A 21,877-nucleotide genomic window follows, 5' to 3' on the forward strand; every position below is an offset into this window, starting at 1 on the left:
TTTTTCCCTCTCTTTCATTAACCTTTAACAGGTAAAATCTGAACAGCTTCAGGTAAAATTAGTTTTCCATCCACTCGTTCTTTTGCAACAAAACCAATCATTCCATTACCAGCAAATAACTCAGTTAATTGTTTAAATGAACGTGTTCCTCTATCACCAATGTTGTAATAGCTGAAATCTCCAAAGGCAATCTTTCCTTCAGGAGCAAAAGCTGAAGTATAAACAGAATAACCAAGTAAGGTGTCTGGCTCACCTACTTGGTAAGATGGTTGCCACATATAAGCCCCATTTCCATCTTTTAATTTACGAATAGTTGCAATCAATTTATCGTTCATAATAAAAGCAGCATTTTTTCGATAAGGACGCTTCAAGGCATGAATCAGGTTGATAATGTCATCAGACTTAAATGCGGTTACTTCGGTTAAATGAGTACCCCCATTTGTTTCGTGGAAAATACCAGTTGGTTTTCCCGTTCCATCACCATTTAAGAAAGCATCTTCTTCTGCATTCGCTAATGCTTTACCAAATTGTTCTAAAATATAATCCTCTAAATTAAAAGCACTATCGTAAAGTAGTTCTTCAGTAACTTTGATGGCCACATGAAGTTTATGTGCGTCTAATAACACTTGTTTAAAAGTAGCTTCCCCAAATGTTAACTGACCACCTTCTTCAATCCATGCTGCAGCTGGGTTCGTTGCTGCAATATTAATTTTGTGGTCTCCACTAGTTGTAATAATATTCGCTAAACTTCGCATAATATTTTCGCCATTTAAAGTTTGAATTAAACGATTGTCATACTCTTCAGGTACAAGATATCCACCATCTGCATCCACTTTTTCCTGTAATACATTATCGATTTGTCTGAAGTTAGAACGTAATGCTTTTAGCATAGCTTCTTTATAAACAGAGGAAGGTTTTACTTCACTTTCCTTCATATCTCCCATTGGCTTAGCTGTTAATGGAGTATTAACTGGTTTCGATAATTCACGCTCCATTGCATCCATTCTAGTAGTACGATCAATTTCATCTGTAAATTGTTGAATCTTACTCTCCATCTCATGATAAGTTTTCACATCTTCATCACTTAATAGACCGTCTTTGTCCTTCTTACTTTCCACGAAAGCTTTAGCACCTTCCCATGCTTTTGCACGTTTTTCAATTAATTCTTGTAATTTTGTCATTGTTTTTCCCCCCTATTTTTCCAATAAAAATAGCCGTTCCATTAAGGAGTCGGCTGAGACTTTATTTTTTGTTATTTGTGGCGGTTGCCATGTATTTTTTAATTTATCCATTAATGAATTAGTAAGCAGTGTTTCTGAATACATCATAGATACAGATGGAGGTTCAAGATTTTTTGTATTTCGTTCCATCATCTCATCTGCAAATCCTAACTCAACAGCTTTTCTTGCATCCATCCAAGTTTCGTTGTCCATTAACTTAGAAAGTTTATTACGTGACAATCCTGTTTTCAGTTCGTAAGCATTAATAATGGATTCCTTAACTTCTTGTAACATCTCTATTGCTTTTTCCATTTCTGATGTATTTCCATAAGCAATCGTCATTGGATTATGAATCATCAGCATGGCAACTGGACTCATCTTCACCGTTGTTCCTGCCATTGCAATCACACTTGCAGCACTCGCTGCAATTCCATCAATTTTAACAGTTACATTTCCTTTATGTTCTATCAAAAGATTATAAATTTGTGCTGCTGCAATACAATCTCCCCCCGGTGAATTTATCCAAACGGTTATATCTCCTTGATGGTTTTCTAATTCTTCTTTAAAAATTTTAGGTGTCACATCATCATCAAACCATGATTCTTCTGCAATCGTACCATTTAAATAAAGTACAGCTTCATTCGGTTCATTTTTATTATTTTGAATGATTTTCCAATTCCAAAATTTCTTCATTTATTCCTTCCTCCGTTTCTTTCAATTTTGCAAATGCCCCAGCATTTTTCAATGGAAGCATATTGCCATTAATAAGATAAAGATTCCCTCCTTCTTCATCAGAAATTAAATCAAGATTTTCTAAAGTTCGAATATCATTTGCACTCATCCAACCATTTTGTCTTGCAGTTGCATATCCATTCATTCGACTTTGATAATCGCCTCGAAGCAGTCCATCCACATTAAATTTGATGTAAAATTTTTTCTTTTCATCTGTAGTTAATAATCTTCTAGTCATGGCTTGTTCAAAACGAGTTACCCATGGATCTAAAGTATATTTAACAAACTCAAGTGACTGTTGCTCGATATTAGAAAAACTAGATTTCTCTAAATCACCAACCATATGAGGTGGCACTCGAAATATTCGTGCTATTTCATTTAATTGAAACTTCCTTGTTTCAAGAAACTGAGCTTCATTTGGTGCAATAGAAATTGGAGTGTATTTCATTCCTTCTTCTAAAATAGCAACTTTATGACTATTACTTCCTGAGAAACCTTTCGCCCAACTCTCACGCATTGCTTCCGGATTCTTCACTACACCGGGATGTTCTAGTATTCCACTTGGTGTTGCACCATTCGCAAAGAAAGCTGCACCATATTCTTCAGTTGCAATTGCCATTCCAATTGCATTTTTTGCCATTGCAATTGGACTATACCCAACTAAACCATCAAAGCCTAATCCTGGAATGTGGAGTATATCTAATGGTTCAAGACGAACAATTCCTCTTTCTTTTGTATTCGCATCACTATCACTCACTAAATATTCATAATACAACTGCCCCCGTTCATCACGATCAACTTTCATTCGATCAGGCATAAGTGGGTAAAGACCTAACACTTCTCCCTTTCCATTACGAATTATCTGAGCATATGCATTCCCCCATAATAATAAATGCGTCATCAGCGTTTCTCTAAAAATGAAACTTGTCATCTCAGTATTTGGTTCATCATGCAATAAGTTATACAATGGATGGCTAATAGCTTTTTTAGAATTACTTTCTGTAACTTCATAAATATGCAGTGGTAAACTTGCCAAAGTTTCTGATAGGATACGTACACAACTATAAACTGCTGTCATCTGCATAGCTGTTCTTTCCGTTACTCGTTTGCCACTTGAACTTCCTCCCATTAGAAAACTATAGGTACTTCCATTAATTCGGTTTTGTGGTTTATCTCTACTTTTGAATAATTTAGTTATTATATTCACTAGCTTTACCTCCTAAATTTGTGTATAAAAAAAGCACCTCATTTGAGATGCTATTAAATATTTTATCATTTATTTTTTTATTTCTTCAACTATTTCTTCACCCATATTAAGTTTCAAAATATGATTTAGTTTAAAACTTGGATTAAAGGGATTACTACATTTATACGCCTTATTATAAAATTTAATTTCAGGTATAACTTCTATCCATTTAGTAGCTGCTCTAGAAAGAAGAATTATTACATTTTTATTTTCTATTCTTTCCCTAATAATATTAAATACAAATTGTTGACTAGGTAAATATTCCTTCATTTCCTTAACAGTAGAATTAAATATATCTTTCATTCCAAAAAATTTCTTTGAATGATACGGAAAAAATTCAACTAATGCAATATTTTTTGTAAAAAATATATCCAAATCTTTTGTATCTTTACTAATCTTATTTTTAGAAATTTTTTCAGAATATTTATCAGAAAATAAAGGAGATAATCTACTCCAATAACCTTCGTTATTTTCTGTATAATAATCAAATTCAAAGAATTTAGGGTCTTTAAATGTTAAATTATTAATTATCTTTTCCTGATACTCTTTATTCTCATTGTAAAAAGATAAATACTTTTCACCAATTCCAGGGTTAAGATTTAGAACTAAAACTTTAGCATTACGAATATCACCAACAAAATGAAGGGGAATAACACTCAAATCTAATTTAAAATCATCGTCTAACATTTTATATTTTTTGTTTTTTTGTATTTTATTCAGAAAAATTTTATCACTAGATGCAAAAAAATTACCATTTTCTTCTGTAATAGATTCCCAAACATTTTGTTCCATTTTATCACCTCATAACAAATTATTTACAATTATCACATAAACAACAATCCACGTCCATCATAAACACTTTCAGTATTAACATTTCCGCATCTTATTGCACGGTCAAGTGCCATTATCGTTGCTATTGCACCGTCAATTTTCTCAGTAGACTTTTCTTTATCAGCTTTAATATTCCCCGCTGGGTCTCTCCTGATATAAATATTATCCATATTCCATCTCAAAACTGGATGTCCACCATGTGCTAATTTTTCTTCTAAAGTTAATTTCATTAATTCCTTTGTTGGTGGACTCATATCTTTAAAGCCTTGTCCAAATGGCACAACTGTAAACCCCATATTTTCAAGATTTTGGACCATTTGAACAGCACCCCATCGGTCAAATGCAATTTCTCTAATATTATAAATTTCTCCTAAATGTTCAATAAATTGTTCGATAAATCCATAATGGACAACATTCCCTTCTGTTGTTTGCACGTATCCTTGTTTCTCCCATAAATCATAAGGGACATGATCTCGTCTTACACGAAGGTCGAGTGTGTCCTCAGGTATCCAAAAATACGGTAGTATCATAAATTTGTCGTCTTCATCTTGAGGTGGGAATACCAAAACAAAAGAGGTCATATCGGTAGTGGATGATAAATCTAATCCACCATAACAAACACGACCTTTTAAGGTTTCCTCATTCACTTTAAAAGCACATTTATCCCATTTTTCCATCGGCATCCATCGAACAGATTGTTTCACCCATTGATTTAAACGTAATTGTCTAAAGGCATTTTCCTCTGCAGGATTTTGTTTTGCCGAATCACAGGCAGCTTTCACTTTATCCATTCCAACTGTTACTCCTAAAGATGGATTAGCTTTCTTCCAAACTTTCGGATCAGTCCAATCATCATTTTCATTTGCCCCGTAAATTACTGGATAAAACGTTTGGTCTATTTTACGTCCAGCAATAATATCTTTAGCTTTTTGATGCGTTTCATAACAAATTGAATTCGTATCTGTTCCTGCTGTTGTAATTAAGAAATAGAGAGGTTGCATTCTTGCATCGCCACTCCCTTTTGTCATAACATCAAATAACTTACGATTTGGTTGAGTATGCAATTCGTCAAACACTACTCCGTGAATATTGAACCCATGCTTTGAGTAAGCCTCAGCTGATAACACTTGATAAAAACTATTAGTAGGTGTGTAAATAATTCTTTTCTGTGACGCAAGAATTTTAACTCTTCGATTGAGAGCGGGGCACATTCGAACCATATCCGCAGCTACATCAAAAACAATAGTTGCTTGTTGACGATCAGCTGCACAACCATATACCTCAGCTCTTTCCTCACCATCCCCACAACAAAGAAGCAAAGCCACTGCAGCAGCAAGTTCGCTCTTTCCCATCTTTTTAGGGATTTCTACATAAGCAGTATTAAACTGTCGATACCCATTCGGCTTTAATATTCCAAATAAATCACGTATAATTTCTTCTTGCCATGGCAATAGTTCAAAAGGTTTTCCTGCCCATGTTCCTTTAGTATGACTTAAACATTGAATAAAATTTACGGCATAATCAGCATGAGATTCACTATAAATTGAATCTTTAGCTTTAAATTTGGTAGGCTTATATTTTTTATTCACCGTACTCTCACCTCCTAATTTTTTGTACTAAAAAAGACCACTTTCGTGATCTTATCCACTCTTTAAATCAAGTCATCTAACACTCGATATTCATTTTGTAATCTTTCAATTTCTTGTTGCATACATGTCCATCTAAATTTATTTTTACAAGCTCTTTGTTCTTTTTTTAGTTTTTCAATCGTTTCTTTGCGTCCTATTAAAATGTCTTTTGCTTCTGTTACGTCTTGAATAATGGCTTTATAATCTTTTTCGAATGTTGTTATGGTAATAAACTCCTTCTCTTTTGGTAGTCTATATATCACTCTAAACCACTATAATAGCAAGTTATTTTCCCAATAAATCGAAATATTCTTTTCGATAATTTTTAATAAACTCAACTAATTCAAAATATCCTAACATCATAGCTATTCTTTGAACTCCAGTATAGTCCAACATATTCACTAAACCTGTAGTTCTTACTTCTTCAAATTGAAATTGAATCGTTTTATTATAGTGAACAATTCTAACTTTATCCTCACCATAAATAACATTTAAATGACTGCCATTATCCCACTCAACCATTAATGAACCAATATCATCCACACCAAGAATTGTACCTAAAGTTCCAACAGGAGGAGCTTGAGAATCGTCCATAAAGACTAGTGCCACTCTACTTCCTTTTGGATATCTTTTCCTAATTTCTTCAACAATCTCTCTACTTAGAAATTTCATCTTTAAGACCTCCATTTCTAAAAGCAGATGATCCAGATAATTTTTCAAGAAGTATCTTTCTATCCATTTTAAATTCATCACCTATAAAACCAAGTCTTAAAAGAAAACATCTAAAAGTATACTTTTCATTTATAACTTCTTTGGAAAATTCATTTATGCGTTTAGCTTTGACACTCATCTTGCAAAGTGCTGTAATAAATTTTGTATATGTCATTAGATGTTCATTATCGATATTTTCAAACCAAGGAAAACTTACTTTTTCTTCATCTTCCTCTGTTCCAAGACTTATAACTCCAAGTGCCTTTTTAATTAAATCCCCTTTGTTTTCCAATATTTTTTCTAGGTTTGATAAATTTACCTTCTCTATTGGAATTGCTACTGTAAGCCCCTGAGTGACCACAGTTTCGCTTTTCGGAATTTCTATTGCATAATCATTTGCTAGAATTTTCTCAAGATTTTCTAGGTCTTTATCAGTTGTTGATTTAACCGTACCTTCTTTACTCACAATAAATGTTCCTACCTCATAAGCTGCACTTGGCATACCTAAGTATTTGGCTTTATAGCCAGTTAACGATTCAATTGCCTTAACTAACTTTTTTCTTTCTGCACCTTTCAGTTCATACTTTAATTCCATACTTCTTACCTCCTTTAATTTGGTATGTACATATATCACTCTAAAGGCTGTAAATAGCAAGTTATTTTTAAGATTTATTCAAAATAAAAATGAGCAATTCCTGCTAGTACAAAACAGACATTCGGAAGGGCTACACCATTCCCCCACATCTTATATTCTGCAGAATCTGTATGAGGATTTTTAAGCCACTTTCTTATCTTTTTTTCACTTCTAGGTTTAGTAGCTTTTGTTACAACTCTTCTATATGTTTCAAAGACTTCAAACCAAAATTCTAGTTCATCTTGTGTCGGATTTTCTGTTTCAAGTCCATCGCACCAACCGTCTGGGAATCCTTGAAGTCTTCCACATTCCTTTGGTGTAAGTCTTCGTACAATATATTTTTTACCATCAATGTCATTAACAACTGGAGGGTCTTTATAGTCGCTTGCTACTAAAGTATTCGCTAAATTTTCTACTGCTTCAGTATGATGCGAATTTTTACTTATTGAATAAACAATAGCAAGGCCTCCTTGATTACCATCTGGTGAATTTAATCCAGTATTTATAGTCCTTGCAACATCCGTTTCATAGATATTGGCTCTATGATTCTTAGTGTTTTCTGAAGTGATTCTGACATCAAATATATCTACTTTATCTTCAACTACAAAAGGTTGATTATTTCCACCAGTTCCAAGACTTGCTCCTAGTGTATTACTAATATCAATTGGACCTTTGATTCTAGAGTCCTGTCCATGATTTTCAAATACTAAGGGTGGATGATTACCTACGCTTGCTGTAATTGTTCCACTTTTATTTTCATAAATATCCATCCTCTGACCACCTTGGTCATTTAAGCACAGATTTTCGCACCCATTTCTAATGCCAGTCTTAGAATCTTTGGCAGTTCTTTCCCACGGGCATTTGCTCTTTTCAAGATGCCAAGACATGCCTTCGGACTCAAATAATATTTTTCTGGCACTTTCTCCATTAAAATCGCAGACAAGATAGATTCGTCTTCTTCTTTGGGGGACTCCCCAGTGCTGAGCATCAAATACCCTCCATGCGAGGCTGAAATCATCTGCCATGATAAGTCCTGCATTTTGCCACTTGTTAGGTCTAGGTGCATCAATTTGATATCCTTTGATTTCACAGATTTCTTTAAGCACTTTTTTAAAGTCTTCTCCCTTGTTTGAGGAGAATGCACCAGGGACATTTTCCCAAACGATGTATCTTGGTTTTGTTCCATTCGTCTTCTCCCTCATTTCTTTAATAATTCTTATTGCTTCAAAAAACAAATTAGAACGAGAACCATTCAGTCCCGCTCTTTTCCCTGCTATGGACATGTCCTGACAGGGACTTCCAAAAGTAATAATATCCACTGGCTCTATTTCATAGCCTTTAATATCTGACACATTCCCTAGATGCTTTACTTCCGGCATTCTTTTTGTAGTAACCCTGATGGGAAATGGTTCAATTTCTGATGCCCATATAGGTTTAATTCCCAATAACTTTGCTCCAAGCAGAAAACCCCCACTTCCATCAAAAAGACTGCCAAGAGTTAATTCCTTACTCATCAGCAGTCACCTCACTATATAAATATTCTTTTCCATCTCTTAATACTAATACATCTTTATCAGTTCCAACCTGCTCAATATATCTTTTGACGATTACATCACAGAACTTTTCATCAAGTTCAATAGTATAACAAGAACGGTCTGTTTGCTCACAAGCAATTAACGTGCTGCCACTTCCACCAAATGGATCAAGTATTAGGGTGTTACTCATACTTGAATTGGTAATTGGATAAGCAAGTAGTGGAATAGGTTTCATAGTAGGATGATCTGCATTTTTCTTAGGCTTTTCAAATTCCCATATGGTGGTTTCTTTTCTTCCTGAATACCACTGATGTTTCCCTTTCTTCTTCCAACCATATAAACATGGTTCATGTTGCCATTGATATGGACTTCTACCAAGAACAAGGGATGGTTTCTTCCAAATACAGCATCCGGATAGATAAAATCCTGCATCGTTGAATGCTTTTCTAAAATTCAATCCTTCCGTGTCTGCATGAAAAACATAGATAGATGCATCATCCGCCATCACCTTTTTCATATTAGAAAAGGCATCAAGTAGAAAGTTATAGAATTTATCGTTATCCATATTGTCATTTTTTATCTTTCCTGCACTGCCCTCATAGTTAACATTGTAAGGCGGATCGGTTACTACAAGATTTGCTTTCTTTCCATCCATTAGACTTTGATAGGTTTCTTCTTTTGTTGAATCACCACAGATAAGTCTATGTCTTCCTAATGTCCAGATATCACCTACTTTAGAAAAACATGGTTTATTAAGTTCTTCAGTAACATCAAAATCATCATCTTCTACTTCTTTACCGTCTTGAAAAATACTGGCAAGTTCACTTTCATCAAACCCTAAAAGGTCTAAATCAAAATCCACACCTTGAAGTTCAGAAAGTTCAATCGCAAGCATCTCATCATCCCATCCTGCATTAAGAGATAATCTATTGTCTGCAATAATATAAGCTCGCCTTTGTGTTTCAGTTAGGTGTTTTTCCTTAACACACGGTACTTGCTTCAACCCTAGTTTTTGTGCTGCAGCAAGTCTGCCATGTCCGGCTAAAATTGTATTATCTTCAGCAATCAGTATCGGAGATAAAAATCCAAATTCTTTTATGCTTGCAGCTATCTGAGCTATCTGACTCTCGGAATGAGTACGAGCGTTTCTAATATATGGAATGAGGTCATTTACATCTGCTAGAAAATACTGCATTTCTTTTTCCATATTATCACCCCACTAAAAAAGACCCCACTCAGCGAATTTTTCAAATCCACCAATGGAATCTATATAATGTTTTGCTAATGTTACAATGTCTTCATAAGGTATTCCGTCTACAAATTCATCTCCAATAGCACAGCTTAGTTCAACCGGTTGTTGGAGATTCTGTGCCTTTAGATGTGCATAAATATTTAATGAAACATCAGCTTTGGATAAATCTTTCCCATGTAACCCTCCACCTGTCACTCCATCAGCCATATCGCTTCCAAGTTTACGATTAGTAGCTCCAGTATCAACGTCAGTTCCTCCTGCCCATTCACCTAATGGATTAATGGTTGCGTTAGGATATTGTTTTTTAATATCTTCTGTTCTAGCATAACTCTGACAAATAATCAGACGCTTATCTGTCAAGATATACTTCCCATCAGTTGGAAATTGCTCATATAACTCTCTTGCAATCCTCGACAGCAACTGTTGTTCCTTTTTGAGTGGTGCTCCTTTAAAAATACCATTGTCACCACATCTCAAAAATCCACGTTGGTTATCTGATAGTTGTTTATCTTGTGGCACAATAACAATATCAGCTAACACTTCTCCAGCAATTCTATGAATGATGTTTTCAATATTCTTTTTATCAAATTTAACTGTAGTTTCAATTATTACATGACACTTGCCATGTCCGATAAGAACTTCTACTGCTACTTTAGGTTCTTCTTCCAGTTCATAAGCCAAATCAACAATCGCACCAGCAATTCTGTCTGCGACTTTATCCGGATGACTAGGATTTACTTTCTCAATCATAACATTCTCCTTATAAATTTTTTCTTGAGTGAAGTAGTTTTTCCATTAAATCTTCACTCGTATCAACATATACATCCGTACAGTTTTGTTTAACAATGTCATAAATTTCGTACCACAATAAGCTAGCTCGTTTTTGAAACTGACTAGACATCTGTACAAATGGCGAGGTAATCACTCCACCAGTTGTAGGATGTTTCCCAAGTAACCCATACGTTGAGATTGCTTCTTCACACTGAATGTATCGAGCAAAGGCTTGTGCATACGATTCAATTAAACGACTATTAACGAACTTTTCACACTTACGTTCCTTCAACCATAAATAGGTTTCTTTATAAATTTCATCCGCACCTAATGTTCGTCCATCTTTTTGTTTTGCAGATAAATATTCACTTGGTTTTGGAATATCTTCACCATAAAGAATTACTCCTTCTGGTAAATCAACAGCAGCTAAATCATGGACTTCTAAGTTTGGAATATCCATTACTTTAACTTCTTTTCCCTTTTGAATTTTTTCAACTGCACTTTGAGGTTTTGGTCCTGTTCTAGGTCTTCTTCCACCTCGATTTGTTCCATCTCTTGCCATTTTTAACATTTCCTTTCTCTAGATAACCTTTAATACCCTGTTTGAATAGCAATTTTTACGCACAAAAGCCCACAGTCGTTGGGTTTTCATAGACTTTCAGAGATTATCCTCCCCATAGCCCTTTCTTTTCTTCCATTTTGTTCCATCAGTTGCATGGATTCGTGAGTGACAGGATTTACAAAGAGAAACCAAGTTCTCAAAGTTATGTGTTCCTCCTTGCGATAAAGGTTTCTTGTGGTGAACCTCTTCGACTTCTTTCATCACTCCGTTTTGGTAACACAACTCGCAGTATGGATGAGCCTTGACGTAACTTGCACGCACTCTCTTCCAGACACTTCCGTAGCGTTTGAGAACTGCTGGGTCTCGTTCATATTTCTCGTAGCGTTTGTTTTCTAATCGTTGGTGTTCTTCACAGAACCGTCCATCGGTCAGCTTAGGGCAATTTGGATACGAACATGGTCGCTTTGGTTTCATCGGCATTCTCATCACCTCCAAATGGGTATAAAAATAGCCCTGCGGATTTATCCCTCAAGGCTTGTTAATGATTTATTTAGTTATTTTTAGGCTCTTGTTTCAAAGCATCGTTAGCTTTTTTCAATCCTTCCTCAATTAAACTAATTACATCTTCAAAAATCACACTATTTTTATTTTTTATAATAATTTTCAAAAAAGATGGCGCTTCATTCATTTGTAAATCTTGTTTTTCCCAATTCAACCAATGAAATTCTATATTATCCTTTTCCAGTGCACTATCAGTCTGTATGCGTATAATATTTGGTTCATCTAACTCACCGTCTGAATTAACATAAACAATGACATTTTTATTTTTTTGATATACTTCCACATAGCTAAATTCTTTTATTTCTTTAACTATTAAAGGGTATTCTTTCGATATATTAGCTATCTCATCATTCTGTTTGGTTTCATGCAACAATTTTGTAGAACACCCACCACTAAATAATATAAATAAAGTTAAAATATAAAATGCTACATATTTTTTCAATTAAATCACCTCTGCTTATGATTTATTATACCATAAACAGAGGTTAGATTTATTTTAATGAGCAAACAAAGAAACTCCTGCCGATACTAAAGTTGACAAAGCAGTGATGACCTCTCCAACTCCAGTTGAAAAAGCTAGGGCTACCAAAGCTATAACAGCTACAGTACCTACACCTATTAGGATCGATTCAGTAGAAATATTGAATTCTGGATTTATTCTGCGATTCTTAAATGTGAACTCATATTCAAGCTCACATGAAACACTCTCGTTTACTTTGGGATTTTCAGGTAATAAATCATCAGATGTAGTTGTTACGGTAATCACAATTTTATTTGGTGGTAATGGAGTAATTTTAAAAGTCATAGTTCCACTTTTGACGGATAACGCAATACTTTCGAGTTTTTCCTTGAAATCACCAAGTTTTTCAAGATTTATTCCAGTCGTTATTGTACTCAACTGATTCTCAGTCTCTGCTGAAAGTTTTCCTTCATTATCAACGGATATATTTATCTTATACTCTGAATCTGACTCTGTTGAAGCTTGACCGCCTACTGTCATTGACACTTCCACATCTGCAACTGGATTTGAATAATTCGCTAATTTTACTTTTTTATTGTAAGAGATGCCAGTTGTTACAATTCCGTTCAAATACCCTAATGGATTTAAGATATCATGAATAAACTGCATACGTGCATAGTCTAGAATACGCTGTGCGTTTTCCTGTTCTAATTGTTTTGCCGACTTTTGTGGGACAACATCAAATGTTGAAGCTCCTTTATCACGTCCCGAATAAGCATCTTTATCAATAGGAAATGTAGGGTTCGAAGTAAAGTCTTGTTCATAAAATTGGTCAAAAGCCCAATTCTTAGGAATCGAATATCCTAAGTTTCCACTGAACCCTGTTGACATATCTCCTACAAATGAGTAAGAAGCTAAGCCTCGATCTGATACTTTCGTACAAATTAAACGAGCTCCATATACTCCGACTTTATAACGCTTTTTATTTAGTTGTGTTTTAAAGATGAAATCGATCATTCTAAAATATGGAATAATAAAATTATCAATCTGATACTCATAAGCATCAAAATCCACCGCAAAATAAATCGTCGTTCCGCTTGGGATTCCTAAATTTTCTGCGGCTTCAATTGCTAACTTACCATCAGTTAAACCTTGATGTGAATTTTGAAAATACTCTAAATAGTATCCACCATCTTGATAAATTGGAAATAATGACAATCCAGCATTTTTAATATGATTAATCTCATCATGAGTGATTGCCTTTGATGTAGAACGCCCAACAAATCCTGTCAAGTACCTTCCAACATGTGTATAACCCGCAGCCTTTAAATCAAGGGCTTGTTGACGATTCAAGACTGTCGCACAGTCACAAGCCTTCGCACTACGTTCAGTATCACCTTTACTTGTAAGTAACGATTTCATTGTCGACACATTGACTTCTCCTGCGGTCACTCTTCCTGTTCCTAACAACGCATAAAACTCTTGGAATGCACGCACTTGGTTCTCTGTTTGACCATCAAATACACCGTCAAATCGTCCTGGATTGTAGCCATTGAAATAAAGACCGTATTGAACTAATTTATTGAACTTAGTATAGTTTCCTCCATTTTGTCCATTACGAAGTACTCCAGGGAAGTTTCGTGTTGTTGAAGGTCCAAAGTTCAATTCATTCAGGTCGTCAATCAATTCATAAGTGACACCTTCAGCTGCCTGTAATGCACCAACAAGAGATAGAATCGTTTGACGTGATGCGACACCGTCACATGGTCCTACACCAATAATATCTGACCATTCACTATTTAATTGTCGTTGAATCAATCGAACTGTTTCATCACCACTAGAAACTTTCTTGAACCAGTTCATTGAGAATAATCCAGCCCATACTTTCCAATTCACTCTGCCTGTCACAAACAAACCTGCATCAGATTGCAATTCACGAACAGCACGTACACCCGCATTATAGAAAATTCCCGTAATGCCCCCAGCATTATAACCTTTAGCAAACAACGCAGCTTGAACGAGTGCTGCATTCACAGATGTATCTCCATCTGGATCCATTCGTTCCATAATCGGTAATACCTTCATCTTAGCAATCGTACGTGGTCCAACAAAACCTGTTGCTGGTGAAATACCATTGTTAATCTGGAATGCTCGAATTAAGCCTTCCATCATCAGAGAACCTGTATTCCCATTTTCTTCTAATTCCACCCATTCCGAGTGTCCGCCAAACATCGCATTCAAATAGCGTTGTGCATTTTTTACATTTTGATCCATAATTGTACTAACTCCTTTAGAATTTAATTATTTCGTCAAAAAAAGGTACTCGTTTGACCTAGGATACGAGTAGCAAAAAAGCCCTGTGAAAATTTCTTCCTCAAGGCTTCATTCTTCATCTGTTTTTCGACAGTTTAATCTTATCAGATTGTCGACCTATCATTCCATAACATTTCCTATCATCTTTTTGAAAATCAGGATATTATTCAGGTGAATCATTTTTTCTTTTTTTGACAGCTTAATCTTATCAGATTGTCGACCTATCATTCTATAACATTTCCTATCATCTTTTTATGCTACTAAGATTTTTTCGACTTCTTTTTGAGCTTTATCACGTAGACGATAGATTTGTTGAATGCTATATTTCATTTCAACAGCGATTTTCTCCCATGACATGAAACTTAAGTAACGATTTTCTAAAATTGTTTGATACTCAACATTCTCCACTTTTTTGATGACTTCCATAATTTCTCGCTTCAAATCTACGAGATTGTCAATATCTCGATTAATCTCCTCTTGCAAACCAATAATCTTAATAATGGTGTCTTCCATACTGGATGTTCCTTTGTTTGGATTGCGTGGCATATCTGAAAGTGTTACGGTACACTTTGTTGCCAAGTCATTTAATGTTGAGAGCTGTTCCACTTTTGAATTGATACGCATATCCAAATATTTGGCTTGTTCTAGATAATCTTTTACATTCATTTCTCTTCACCTATTCTCGCTTTTACAGCACTCATCAATGCCTCTTGTGTGCGTTCCTTTCTCTTGATTGCTTTCATAACATCTTCGTCAATGGTTCCTTTTGTCATCAAATGATGAATCACCACTGTTTGTTTTTGTCCCTGACGGTACAATCGTGCATTGGTTTGTTGGTATAGTTCTAGTGACCATGTTAAGCTAAACCATATTAACACTGCTCCTCCAGTTTGTAAATTCAATCCATGTCCTGCACTAGCTGGGTGAATCAGAGCAACGGGTATCTTCCCGTTATTCCAATCTTCAATATCTTGTGATGATTTGATTTCTCTCACCTTCATCCGTTTTTTAATCCGTTCTAAATCTGATTGAAACCAATAAGCTACTAAGACTGGTTTTCCATTTGCTTCTTCAATCAATTCATCTAATGCATCCAGTTTTTTATCGTGAATGGTATGTGACGCTTTGTTTTCGTCATAGACACTTCCATTCGCCATCTGAAGGAGTTTGTTAGAGAGGCTTGCTGCATTAATAGCATCAATCTCTTTTTCGTCAAGCGTCAGCACCATTTCTTTCTTAAACTTCTGATAACGTTGTGCATCTGTCTGATCCAGCTCAACTGCTACTTCATTCATGATGAGTTCTGGCATTTGTAAGTGGTCGCATGACTTCATCGAAATGGTAATGTCTCCTATTGCTTGATAGATTCGTTCCTCTGCATCATCTTGTGGTTTATACGAATAAATCACCATACCATTTCGCTTATCTGGCACAAAGTATGTGTTGCGATAATGGGTAATATACCTTCCCAACCGTTCTCCTAAATCCAATATTCGGAACTCTGCCCATAAATCCATCAACCCATTAGAACTCGGTGTTCCAGTTAAACCAACCACTCTTTTAAAATTGGGTCGTATTTTTAAAAGGCTCTTAAAGCGTTTTGCACTATAAGATTTAAAGGAACTCAACTCATCAATCACAAGCATATCAAACTCCAAATAAAAGCCACTCTTGTTCACGAGCCAATCAATATTTTCACGATTGATAATATAAATATCAGCTTTCTTCCTCAGTGCCTGTCTGCGTTCTTTCTCATTACCGACTACCACTGAGTAGCTTAATCTATTTAGATGATTCCACTTTTCAATTTCACTTGGCCATGTAGAAACGGCAACTCTAAGTGGTGCGATAATCAACACTCGACTAATCTCGAAATGGTCATACATCAATTTATCAATCGCTGTAAGTGTTGTAACACTTTTTCCTAATCCCATCTCCAAAAATAATGCAGAGATAGCATTCTTCACGATAAACTCTGTTGCAAAGGACTGATACTCATGAGGTACATATTGCATCCAATACATCTCCAATCTGCTCTCTTTCGTCCATGATATAGCATGGAAATCCTAACTGCTGTAATTGTTTCATTCTTCTCACTTGCAGAGACCTCGGCTTTTTCCCTCTCTGCTTCAATTCCACAAATCCGATATTGCCACCATGCATCAATACCATCCTGTCAGGTAAGCCACTCATACTTGGACTTACTAATTTGATGCACATTCCTCCTCGAACTTTAACTTCTTTCATCAACTCATGTTCAATTTGCTTTTCTAGCATAAAATCCACTCCTATCAAGGAAATGACAGGGTATGACAGGTATTTACCTATATTATATATATAACTATTTTTTTGATATCTCTATAGTATTAATAGTAAATAAGTATCATACACCATCATTTTGTTGTTAAATCAATATTTCTAGCACTTTTTTATGATGATCTAATGACAGTCTTGTGACAGTCCATTACAGTATTTTTCAATTTCTAAATACTTTAGTTTTTAAACCAGCCTCTGAATTTGACTATCATTGACTATCATTCAAACTCACTTAAAAGTCTTACACCATATATAAAAGATCCTTTACTAGTTTTCTTCCTACTCATACCTTCCGCTTCTAACGCATTATAGAAATCTGCCGTACTACGAGTAAAGGCACCTGTACGAGCACAATATGCACGATAACTATCGTACAACTCTCCACTTTTTTGAATGAAAGTAGGATCTAACTCACAACATTCATCAAAAAATTGCCCTAGCCAGTCATTATCTTCCTTGTATTTTTGAATGGCATCTTGCACTACTTTTGGTTGGACTAATTTGAAATTGGATGCAATCACAGCTTTTGCACCGTCAATAATCCACTGTAAAATGGCTTCACTAGAATGTTCAAATAAATAATCAGCATAGTTTTTAATATCTGATTTCCCTTTTATCTTGGCATTAAAAGGAACGACAATTAAGCGTCTCCACGTTCCTTTGTCAATCGCTCCCACTCTTGGAAGATGATTGGTGTACAAAACTAATGTATGTGACGGTACATAACTAAAAGGCGATTTGAATTTTTTCTCTGCAAAAATCTCATCAGTAGAACACAGCTGTTTCACATTTGAAGTGTTCATTCTCACTCCTTCTTCTAGTTCAGCTGCAATCAGCAATCTCTTTCCTTTTGCTTCTGCTAGTTCAGGTTTTACATTTCTTCTACATCCTACTGTCAACATATCTGCAGATATATTTCCACTATATGTACCAAGAACCCGTGCAATGACATTCCAAAAGGTCGATTTCCCATTGCTTCCTTCACCGTAAGCAATAACCAGTGCTTCTACATAAACTTTCCCGACTACTGCTAGTCCTACAATTCTTTGGACATAATCAATTAAACTTTGATCATCTACAAAGAACGTATTTAAAGCTGCTAGCCAAATATCCATCCCTTTTCTAGAAGCATCCGTATTTGTTTGTTTCGTGATGAAATTCTCATAATGATGCTCTCGACTTTCTCCAGTTCTAAGGTCATAGGTTAGGCTTGGAGTATTTAATAACCATTCATTTTTATCGAGTTCAGTGGGACTAATTTGTACCATTGGTTGTAGCTCTTTTAATGCATCCCAAATTTTTTTACTTTCTCGTCTTTTTAAAACATACTTTTGATATTCACTAGCAATTTCAAACTTTTCATAGGAACGTTTCTGATTATCATTGAATTCTAACTTTGCTTTCTTTACTCCAAGAGACATAACCAGTTGCATTCCTCCATTTTTCCACAGTTCACCCATACACTTCTCTAGTTCTTCATCTGCTTCTTTCAGTTGATATTCAGTTAATTCTTGAGATAATCCTTGTGCTAACGCTTTAGATTCTTCCCAAAATCTACCGTTGTAAACTAAAAACTCAGTAGCAGGAGAATGACGAATTCTGTCTTTAAATAATGATGATAAAATCGTAGCCTGACCAACATCTGTATAATCAATTGGTCGATACTTCCACTGTTGGTTATATTCATCTGGTGGAATGTAATCAGACTGACTAGTTATCATTGCTCCAAACTTCTGAGCACTTCGCCAAATTGAATTCAGTTCTTCTTTTTCAAGTGGAGGATTACATAAATCAGCTTTTTCTAAAAACAGTTGATAACACTCTTCTGTATCACCAAATCGCTTCAAAAGTTTTCCAGCAATATGGCTCATAGTACTATTTCGACTGCCTTCACTAATACCAGATAGTTGTTTATCAAATTCTTCAAACGATAAATTTTGTATTAAATCATCAATCGTTTTATCTCCTTCGTAAACTTCACTATTAGGTGCATTTGTTCCATAAAGAAATCGTGCTGCACCCAGTGCTCCGTCATCAAAATAAGAAAATTGTTGTTGAATTTCTTTTTTTAATGATGCGTAATTTGCACCATCTGTAACTTTATGAATCGGGAAATAAACATGGAATCGTGGTCTTGCAGATTTTCCATTTTTAACTTTTAAATGATTACGACTATAACTCACCATAAATGCACAATTAGGGAACACCATCGCTACATCTAATGGATAAACCCAATCTTTTGCATCATCTGAATGATCATTATCACAATCCATTGGTACAACATCAGACCATATAAAATTACTATTACTTCGATAATGATTTTTATACTCACCACAAACATGGTCAAACTGAATCGCTTCTTTAAATTCAACTTCATTTGTAACTGCTACTTTAATAGGATATTGGCAATTGGTACTGTCTCCTACTGTATTTGAAATATATAGCGTAAATGGTTTCACAGTTCTTCCTCCTTAAACCAACGTATCATTTTATGTTGTTTTTCTGCGACTAATAATTCTTTTTCCATTCCAGCAGTTACCTTATCTCCTAATACCCATACCTCTTGGCACTTACTCAAGAGGATAAGGTCAAATCTTAGAGCATCTTTACGATGTTTTTTATAATTGTCATTCATAAATGGATATTGAACATGAGGAATAATTGGCATTTTCCCTTTTTCGTAAGCTATCTTTCCAAGCCTTATAGCACGATGAATGTTAAATTCCATGTCACCACTAAATGGCGCACAAATATAAACTATTGGCGTAAAAGAATCACCTTTTTCTCTTTTTACTCGATTAATCGTTTTTGCCATTACTTTCACCTCTTTTCTTCGTGAAGTAGTATTCTTGATGTACAAAAATACTCACTAAAATTTTTCTTAGAATCAATTCTTTCATAAGAAATGACCTCCTATTTCATAAAGATAGAGGTTGCTCCTCTTCAATAAAGAAAGGACACTTATTGAATGTTTAAGTACCTAACTTAAAAAAGTTTCCTCTTCTTATCTCAGGCAAAGAAAAAGAGTGAGAAATTAACCTCACTCTTAATCTTTTTTATAAAAATCACAGACATATCCATCTGCATTGAGAATCAATCCATTAGCCCAACTTGGTATTAGACTCATTTCTTGGCAAATCTCCTCTAGTAATGTATTCATTGGTGCTTCGATAATTACCTCATCATGAACGTGTGCGACAATTTCGTATTTCTTACTCAACCGTTGCATTGCCACTACCAACAAGTCTCGGGCAATAGCTTGGACAATATTTTCTACAAATTTTGGTCCATAACTCTCAATTCGTTCCCATTTCTTTGTAGCTCCAACACCTTCATACGTGACAGACTCTCCACCAAATTGATTCATGCCAATTTTAGGTTTTACGTAAGTTAGTTGGCGACCACTTGGTAATGTAATACGAAGCATACCGCTTTGATAAATAAATTGGATTCCGTGACTTTTTGTTAAAATACGTTTTTTAATACACTCTTTAACAGCTTTATCTACCTCCCACCATAATGCTACAATATTAGGATTCGCTTCTCTCCATGCACTCACTAACGGTTGGAGTTCATCTTCTTCTAATCCCATTGACAAAGCACCCATAGCTTTTAATGCTCCAACTGACCCTCCATAACCACAAGCTAATTCTGCAATTTTACCTTTTTGTCTTAACTCACCATTAACTCCATGCTTTACAACCGGTACACCAAACATCTGACTGGCTGACATACAGTAAATATCTCCACCATTTTGGAATAGTTCTTTTCTCCAACGTTCACCCGCAAGCCAAGCAATTACTCTAGCTTCAATAGCTGAAAAATCCGCAACAAAAAATTTGTTTCCTTCTTTTGGAATAAAAGCTGTTCGAATCAGCTGTGATAAAACATCTGGTACATCGTCATATAACATTGTCATGATATCAGTATCACCAATTCTTATGATGGCACGAACGCTATCCAATTCACTCAAATAGTTCCGTGGTAAGTTTTGTAGTTGGATATTTCGTCCACTGAATCGTCCTGTTCGGTTAGCACCCATAAACTGAAACATTCCTCGACAACGTTTGTCAAAACAGGCAACATCAACCATTGCTTGATATTTCTTAATAGATGATTTGGCTAATTTCAAACGAATACTTAAAGCCGAAGCTACTTCACCATTCGTATTTTTTACTAATTCTTTAACATATTCTTTTCCTAAACTTTCAGTATTAACTCCTTGATTTTCCAACCAACCTTTTAACTGTTGAACGGAGTTTGGATTCTCTAGATTTGTAATTTGTTGCATTTCTATCATCAACTGATTACGAATGACATTATCAAATTCAATCGCTTGTACTACAAAATCCATATCAACTTTTATTCCTCTATCGTTTATAGCTTGATCAAGTTGATACTCCTCCCATACAAATTCTGGCACTGGAAACTTCGATAATTTCTGTTGAATTTCCATTTCTGTTTCTACATCTCGAATGTTATAGTTTTTAAATAATTCCCATTTATCTTTTGCCTGGTAGGGAAAATTACGAACTCTACCACCATTTATTTTGGTAGGTAAACATGGAATACAAAAATACTTAATAAGATCTTTTCCCTCACTAAGTTTTTGTTTATCTAATCCAAGTATTTTTCCTACTCCTTCTAAAGATAAGGGCAACCCAAGATAGGCTGACCATATCATCGTACATTTCCAACTAACTGGATTAAGGTATTTCTCGCCTAAATAACGAGATAAGCAAATACGTTCAAAATTTGCATTAAATGCCCATTTAATAATCGTATTATCTTTTAGTGCTTCTATAATTTCTTTTGGAATTTCTTCTCCCTTTGCCAAATCAACGATTTTAGTCTTTGTATCATCTACAGAATATGAAAAGAGGAGGATTTCAAAATCCTCACTCTCTACATACTTGTAAACTCCAGACTTCACGAGATTGACACTTGAAAAAGTTTCAATATCAATGTTTAGTCTTTTCATTTTCAATTTTTCCTTTTATTTCAAAATACAAATCTACTGATGATCGAATCGCAATTTGTCCTAGCGTTATTGCTAAATATAAAGTGAAAATCGAATTCAAAATATTTAAAATATTTGACATCTA

At 35.0% G+C, this 21,877-nt stretch carries 22 protein-coding genes; all 22 read right to left on the reverse strand.

The annotated features are described in order from the left end of the window. Positions 1 to 17: 17 nt before the first annotated feature. Positions 18 to 1,181, reverse strand: a complete 1,164-nt coding sequence (locus tag RWO76_RS00275; RefSeq protein ID WP_314353514.1) for a phage major capsid protein — start codon at positions 1,179 to 1,181, stop codon at positions 18 to 20. A gap of 12 nt (positions 1,182 to 1,193) precedes the next feature. Next, the gene (locus tag RWO76_RS00280; protein WP_314353516.1) at positions 1,194 to 1,913 is read right to left on the reverse strand and encodes a head maturation protease, ClpP-related; all 720 of its coding nucleotides are present in this window, start codon (positions 1,911 to 1,913) and stop codon (positions 1,194 to 1,196) included. Continuing rightward, entirely contained in the window at positions 1,876 to 3,159 is a 1,284-nt protein-coding gene (locus tag RWO76_RS00285) for a phage portal protein (protein WP_314353518.1), read from the reverse strand. Before RWO76_RS00285 ends, RWO76_RS00280 begins: the two co-directional genes overlap by 38 nt. A gap of 69 nt (positions 3,160 to 3,228) precedes the next feature. Then, entirely contained in the window at positions 3,229 to 3,990 is a 762-nt protein-coding gene (locus RWO76_RS00290) for a hypothetical protein (RefSeq protein ID WP_314353519.1), read from the reverse strand. A gap of 32 nt (positions 3,991 to 4,022) precedes the next feature. Beyond that, complete coding sequence (locus tag RWO76_RS00295) at positions 4,023 to 5,618, reverse strand: terminase TerL endonuclease subunit (RefSeq protein WP_314353521.1); 1,596 nt, start codon at positions 5,616 to 5,618, stop codon at positions 4,023 to 4,025. 62 nt (positions 5,619 to 5,680) lie between these two features. Beyond that, positions 5,681 to 5,920 (reverse strand): hypothetical protein, encoded by a 240-nt coding sequence (locus RWO76_RS00300; RefSeq protein ID WP_314353523.1) that lies wholly within the window; start codon positions 5,918 to 5,920, stop codon positions 5,681 to 5,683. Positions 5,921 to 5,942: 22 nt separating this feature from the next. Beyond that, complete coding sequence (locus tag RWO76_RS08805) at positions 5,943 to 6,329, reverse strand: DUF4314 domain-containing protein (RefSeq protein WP_399543018.1); 387 nt, start codon at positions 6,327 to 6,329, stop codon at positions 5,943 to 5,945. Next, positions 6,313 to 6,963, reverse strand: a complete 651-nt coding sequence (locus tag RWO76_RS00315) for a virulence protein (protein WP_314353525.1) — start codon at positions 6,961 to 6,963, stop codon at positions 6,313 to 6,315. The genes RWO76_RS08805 and RWO76_RS00315 overlap by 17 nt, the downstream gene beginning before the upstream one ends. 74 nt (positions 6,964 to 7,037) lie before the next feature. Further along, positions 7,038 to 8,516 carry a DNA (cytosine-5-)-methyltransferase gene (gene dcm, locus RWO76_RS00320; protein ID WP_314353527.1) on the reverse strand — a complete coding sequence of 493 codons (1,479 nt, stop codon included), beginning with the start codon at positions 8,514 to 8,516 and terminating at the stop codon, positions 7,038 to 7,040. Then, complete coding sequence (locus RWO76_RS00325) at positions 8,509 to 9,744, reverse strand: site-specific DNA-methyltransferase (protein ID WP_314353528.1); 1,236 nt, start codon at positions 9,742 to 9,744, stop codon at positions 8,509 to 8,511. Before RWO76_RS00325 ends, dcm begins: the two co-directional genes overlap by 8 nt. Before the next feature lie 12 nt (positions 9,745 to 9,756). Further along, the gene (locus RWO76_RS00330) at positions 9,757 to 10,539 is read right to left on the reverse strand and encodes an S-adenosylmethionine synthetase N-terminal domain-containing protein (protein ID WP_314353529.1); all 783 of its coding nucleotides are present in this window, start codon (positions 10,537 to 10,539) and stop codon (positions 9,757 to 9,759) included. 10 nt (positions 10,540 to 10,549) lie between these two features. After that, complete coding sequence (locus tag RWO76_RS00335) at positions 10,550 to 11,122, reverse strand: P27 family phage terminase small subunit (RefSeq protein WP_314353627.1); 573 nt, start codon at positions 11,120 to 11,122, stop codon at positions 10,550 to 10,552. A 96-nt stretch (positions 11,123 to 11,218) separates the two neighbouring features. After that, positions 11,219 to 11,602: an HNH endonuclease gene (locus RWO76_RS00340; RefSeq protein ID WP_314353531.1), complete on the reverse strand. Its 384-nt coding sequence runs from the start codon at positions 11,600 to 11,602 to the stop codon at positions 11,219 to 11,221. 70 nt (positions 11,603 to 11,672) lie between these two features. Further along, the gene (locus RWO76_RS00345) at positions 11,673 to 12,125 is read right to left on the reverse strand and encodes a hypothetical protein (protein WP_314353533.1); all 453 of its coding nucleotides are present in this window, start codon (positions 12,123 to 12,125) and stop codon (positions 11,673 to 11,675) included. Positions 12,126 to 12,179: 54 nt separating this feature from the next. Further along, positions 12,180 to 14,417, reverse strand: a complete 2,238-nt coding sequence (locus RWO76_RS00350; RefSeq protein ID WP_314353535.1) for a glycoside hydrolase domain-containing protein — start codon at positions 14,415 to 14,417, stop codon at positions 12,180 to 12,182. Between the two features lie 291 nt (positions 14,418 to 14,708). Continuing rightward, a complete protein-coding gene (locus RWO76_RS00355; RefSeq protein WP_314353536.1) occupies positions 14,709 to 15,122 on the reverse strand; it encodes a DUF1492 domain-containing protein in 414 nt (137 codons plus the stop codon). Next, the gene (locus RWO76_RS00360; RefSeq protein ID WP_314353630.1) at positions 15,119 to 16,471 is read right to left on the reverse strand and encodes a DEAD/DEAH box helicase; all 1,353 of its coding nucleotides are present in this window, start codon (positions 16,469 to 16,471) and stop codon (positions 15,119 to 15,121) included. The genes RWO76_RS00355 and RWO76_RS00360 overlap by 4 nt, the downstream gene beginning before the upstream one ends. Continuing rightward, positions 16,452 to 16,733 (reverse strand): VRR-NUC domain-containing protein, encoded by a 282-nt coding sequence (locus RWO76_RS00365; protein WP_314353538.1) that lies wholly within the window; start codon positions 16,731 to 16,733, stop codon positions 16,452 to 16,454. The genes RWO76_RS00360 and RWO76_RS00365 overlap by 20 nt, the downstream gene beginning before the upstream one ends. Positions 16,734 to 16,990: 257 nt before the next feature. Then, complete coding sequence (locus RWO76_RS00370) at positions 16,991 to 19,231, reverse strand: phage/plasmid primase, P4 family (RefSeq protein ID WP_314353540.1); 2,241 nt, start codon at positions 19,229 to 19,231, stop codon at positions 16,991 to 16,993. Then, positions 19,228 to 19,587, reverse strand: a complete 360-nt coding sequence (locus RWO76_RS00375; protein ID WP_314353541.1) for a DUF4406 domain-containing protein — start codon at positions 19,585 to 19,587, stop codon at positions 19,228 to 19,230. Before RWO76_RS00375 ends, RWO76_RS00370 begins: the two co-directional genes overlap by 4 nt. Before the next feature lie 231 nt (positions 19,588 to 19,818). Next, positions 19,819 to 21,753: a DNA polymerase gene (locus tag RWO76_RS00380; RefSeq protein WP_314353542.1), complete on the reverse strand. Its 1,935-nt coding sequence runs from the start codon at positions 21,751 to 21,753 to the stop codon at positions 19,819 to 19,821. Continuing rightward, positions 21,734 to 21,874, reverse strand: a complete 141-nt coding sequence (locus RWO76_RS00385; protein ID WP_314353543.1) for a hypothetical protein — start codon at positions 21,872 to 21,874, stop codon at positions 21,734 to 21,736. Before RWO76_RS00385 ends, RWO76_RS00380 begins: the two co-directional genes overlap by 20 nt. Positions 21,875 to 21,877 lie beyond the last annotated feature (3 nt).

It is taken from the genome of uncultured Granulicatella sp. (assembly GCF_963521425.1).
Lineage (GTDB): Bacteria > Bacillota > Bacilli > Lactobacillales > Aerococcaceae > Granulicatella.

Coding starts and splice junctions, on each gene's coding strand:
- RWO76_RS00360 (WP_314353630.1), bottom strand. CDS start 16,471: ATGCAATATGTACCTCATGAGTATCAGTCCTTTGCAACAGAGTTTATC.
- RWO76_RS00385 (WP_314353543.1), bottom strand. CDS start 21,874: ATGTCAAATATTTTAAATATTTTGAATTCGATTTTCACTTTATATTTA.
- RWO76_RS00380 (WP_314353542.1), bottom strand. CDS start 21,753: ATGAAAAGACTAAACATTGATATTGAAACTTTTTCAAGTGTCAATCTC.
- RWO76_RS00280 (WP_314353516.1), bottom strand. CDS start 1,913: ATGAAGAAATTTTGGAATTGGAAAATCATTCAAAATAATAAAAATGAA.
- dcm (WP_314353527.1), bottom strand. CDS start 8,516: ATGAGTAAGGAATTAACTCTTGGCAGTCTTTTTGATGGAAGTGGGGGT.
- RWO76_RS00335 (WP_314353627.1), bottom strand. CDS start 11,122: ATGGCAAGAGATGGAACAAATCGAGGTGGAAGAAGACCTAGAACAGGA.
- RWO76_RS00275 (WP_314353514.1), bottom strand. CDS start 1,181: ATGACAAAATTACAAGAATTAATTGAAAAACGTGCAAAAGCATGGGAA.
- RWO76_RS08805 (WP_399543018.1), bottom strand. CDS start 6,329: ATGAAATTTCTAAGTAGAGAGATTGTTGAAGAAATTAGGAAAAGATAT.
- RWO76_RS00355 (WP_314353536.1), bottom strand. CDS start 15,122: ATGAATGTAAAAGATTATCTAGAACAAGCCAAATATTTGGATATGCGT.
- RWO76_RS00340 (WP_314353531.1), bottom strand. CDS start 11,602: ATGCCGATGAAACCAAAGCGACCATGTTCGTATCCAAATTGCCCTAAG.
- RWO76_RS00365 (WP_314353538.1), bottom strand. CDS start 16,733: ATGCTAGAAAAGCAAATTGAACATGAGTTGATGAAAGAAGTTAAAGTT.
- RWO76_RS00315 (WP_314353525.1), bottom strand. CDS start 6,963: ATGGAATTAAAGTATGAACTGAAAGGTGCAGAAAGAAAAAAGTTAGTT.
- RWO76_RS00290 (WP_314353519.1), bottom strand. CDS start 3,990: ATGGAACAAAATGTTTGGGAATCTATTACAGAAGAAAATGGTAATTTT.
- RWO76_RS00325 (WP_314353528.1), bottom strand. CDS start 9,744: ATGGAAAAAGAAATGCAGTATTTTCTAGCAGATGTAAATGACCTCATT.
- RWO76_RS00375 (WP_314353541.1), bottom strand. CDS start 19,587: ATGGCAAAAACGATTAATCGAGTAAAAAGAGAAAAAGGTGATTCTTTT.
- RWO76_RS00330 (WP_314353529.1), bottom strand. CDS start 10,539: ATGATTGAGAAAGTAAATCCTAGTCATCCGGATAAAGTCGCAGACAGA.
- RWO76_RS00350 (WP_314353535.1), bottom strand. CDS start 14,417: ATGGATCAAAATGTAAAAAATGCACAACGCTATTTGAATGCGATGTTT.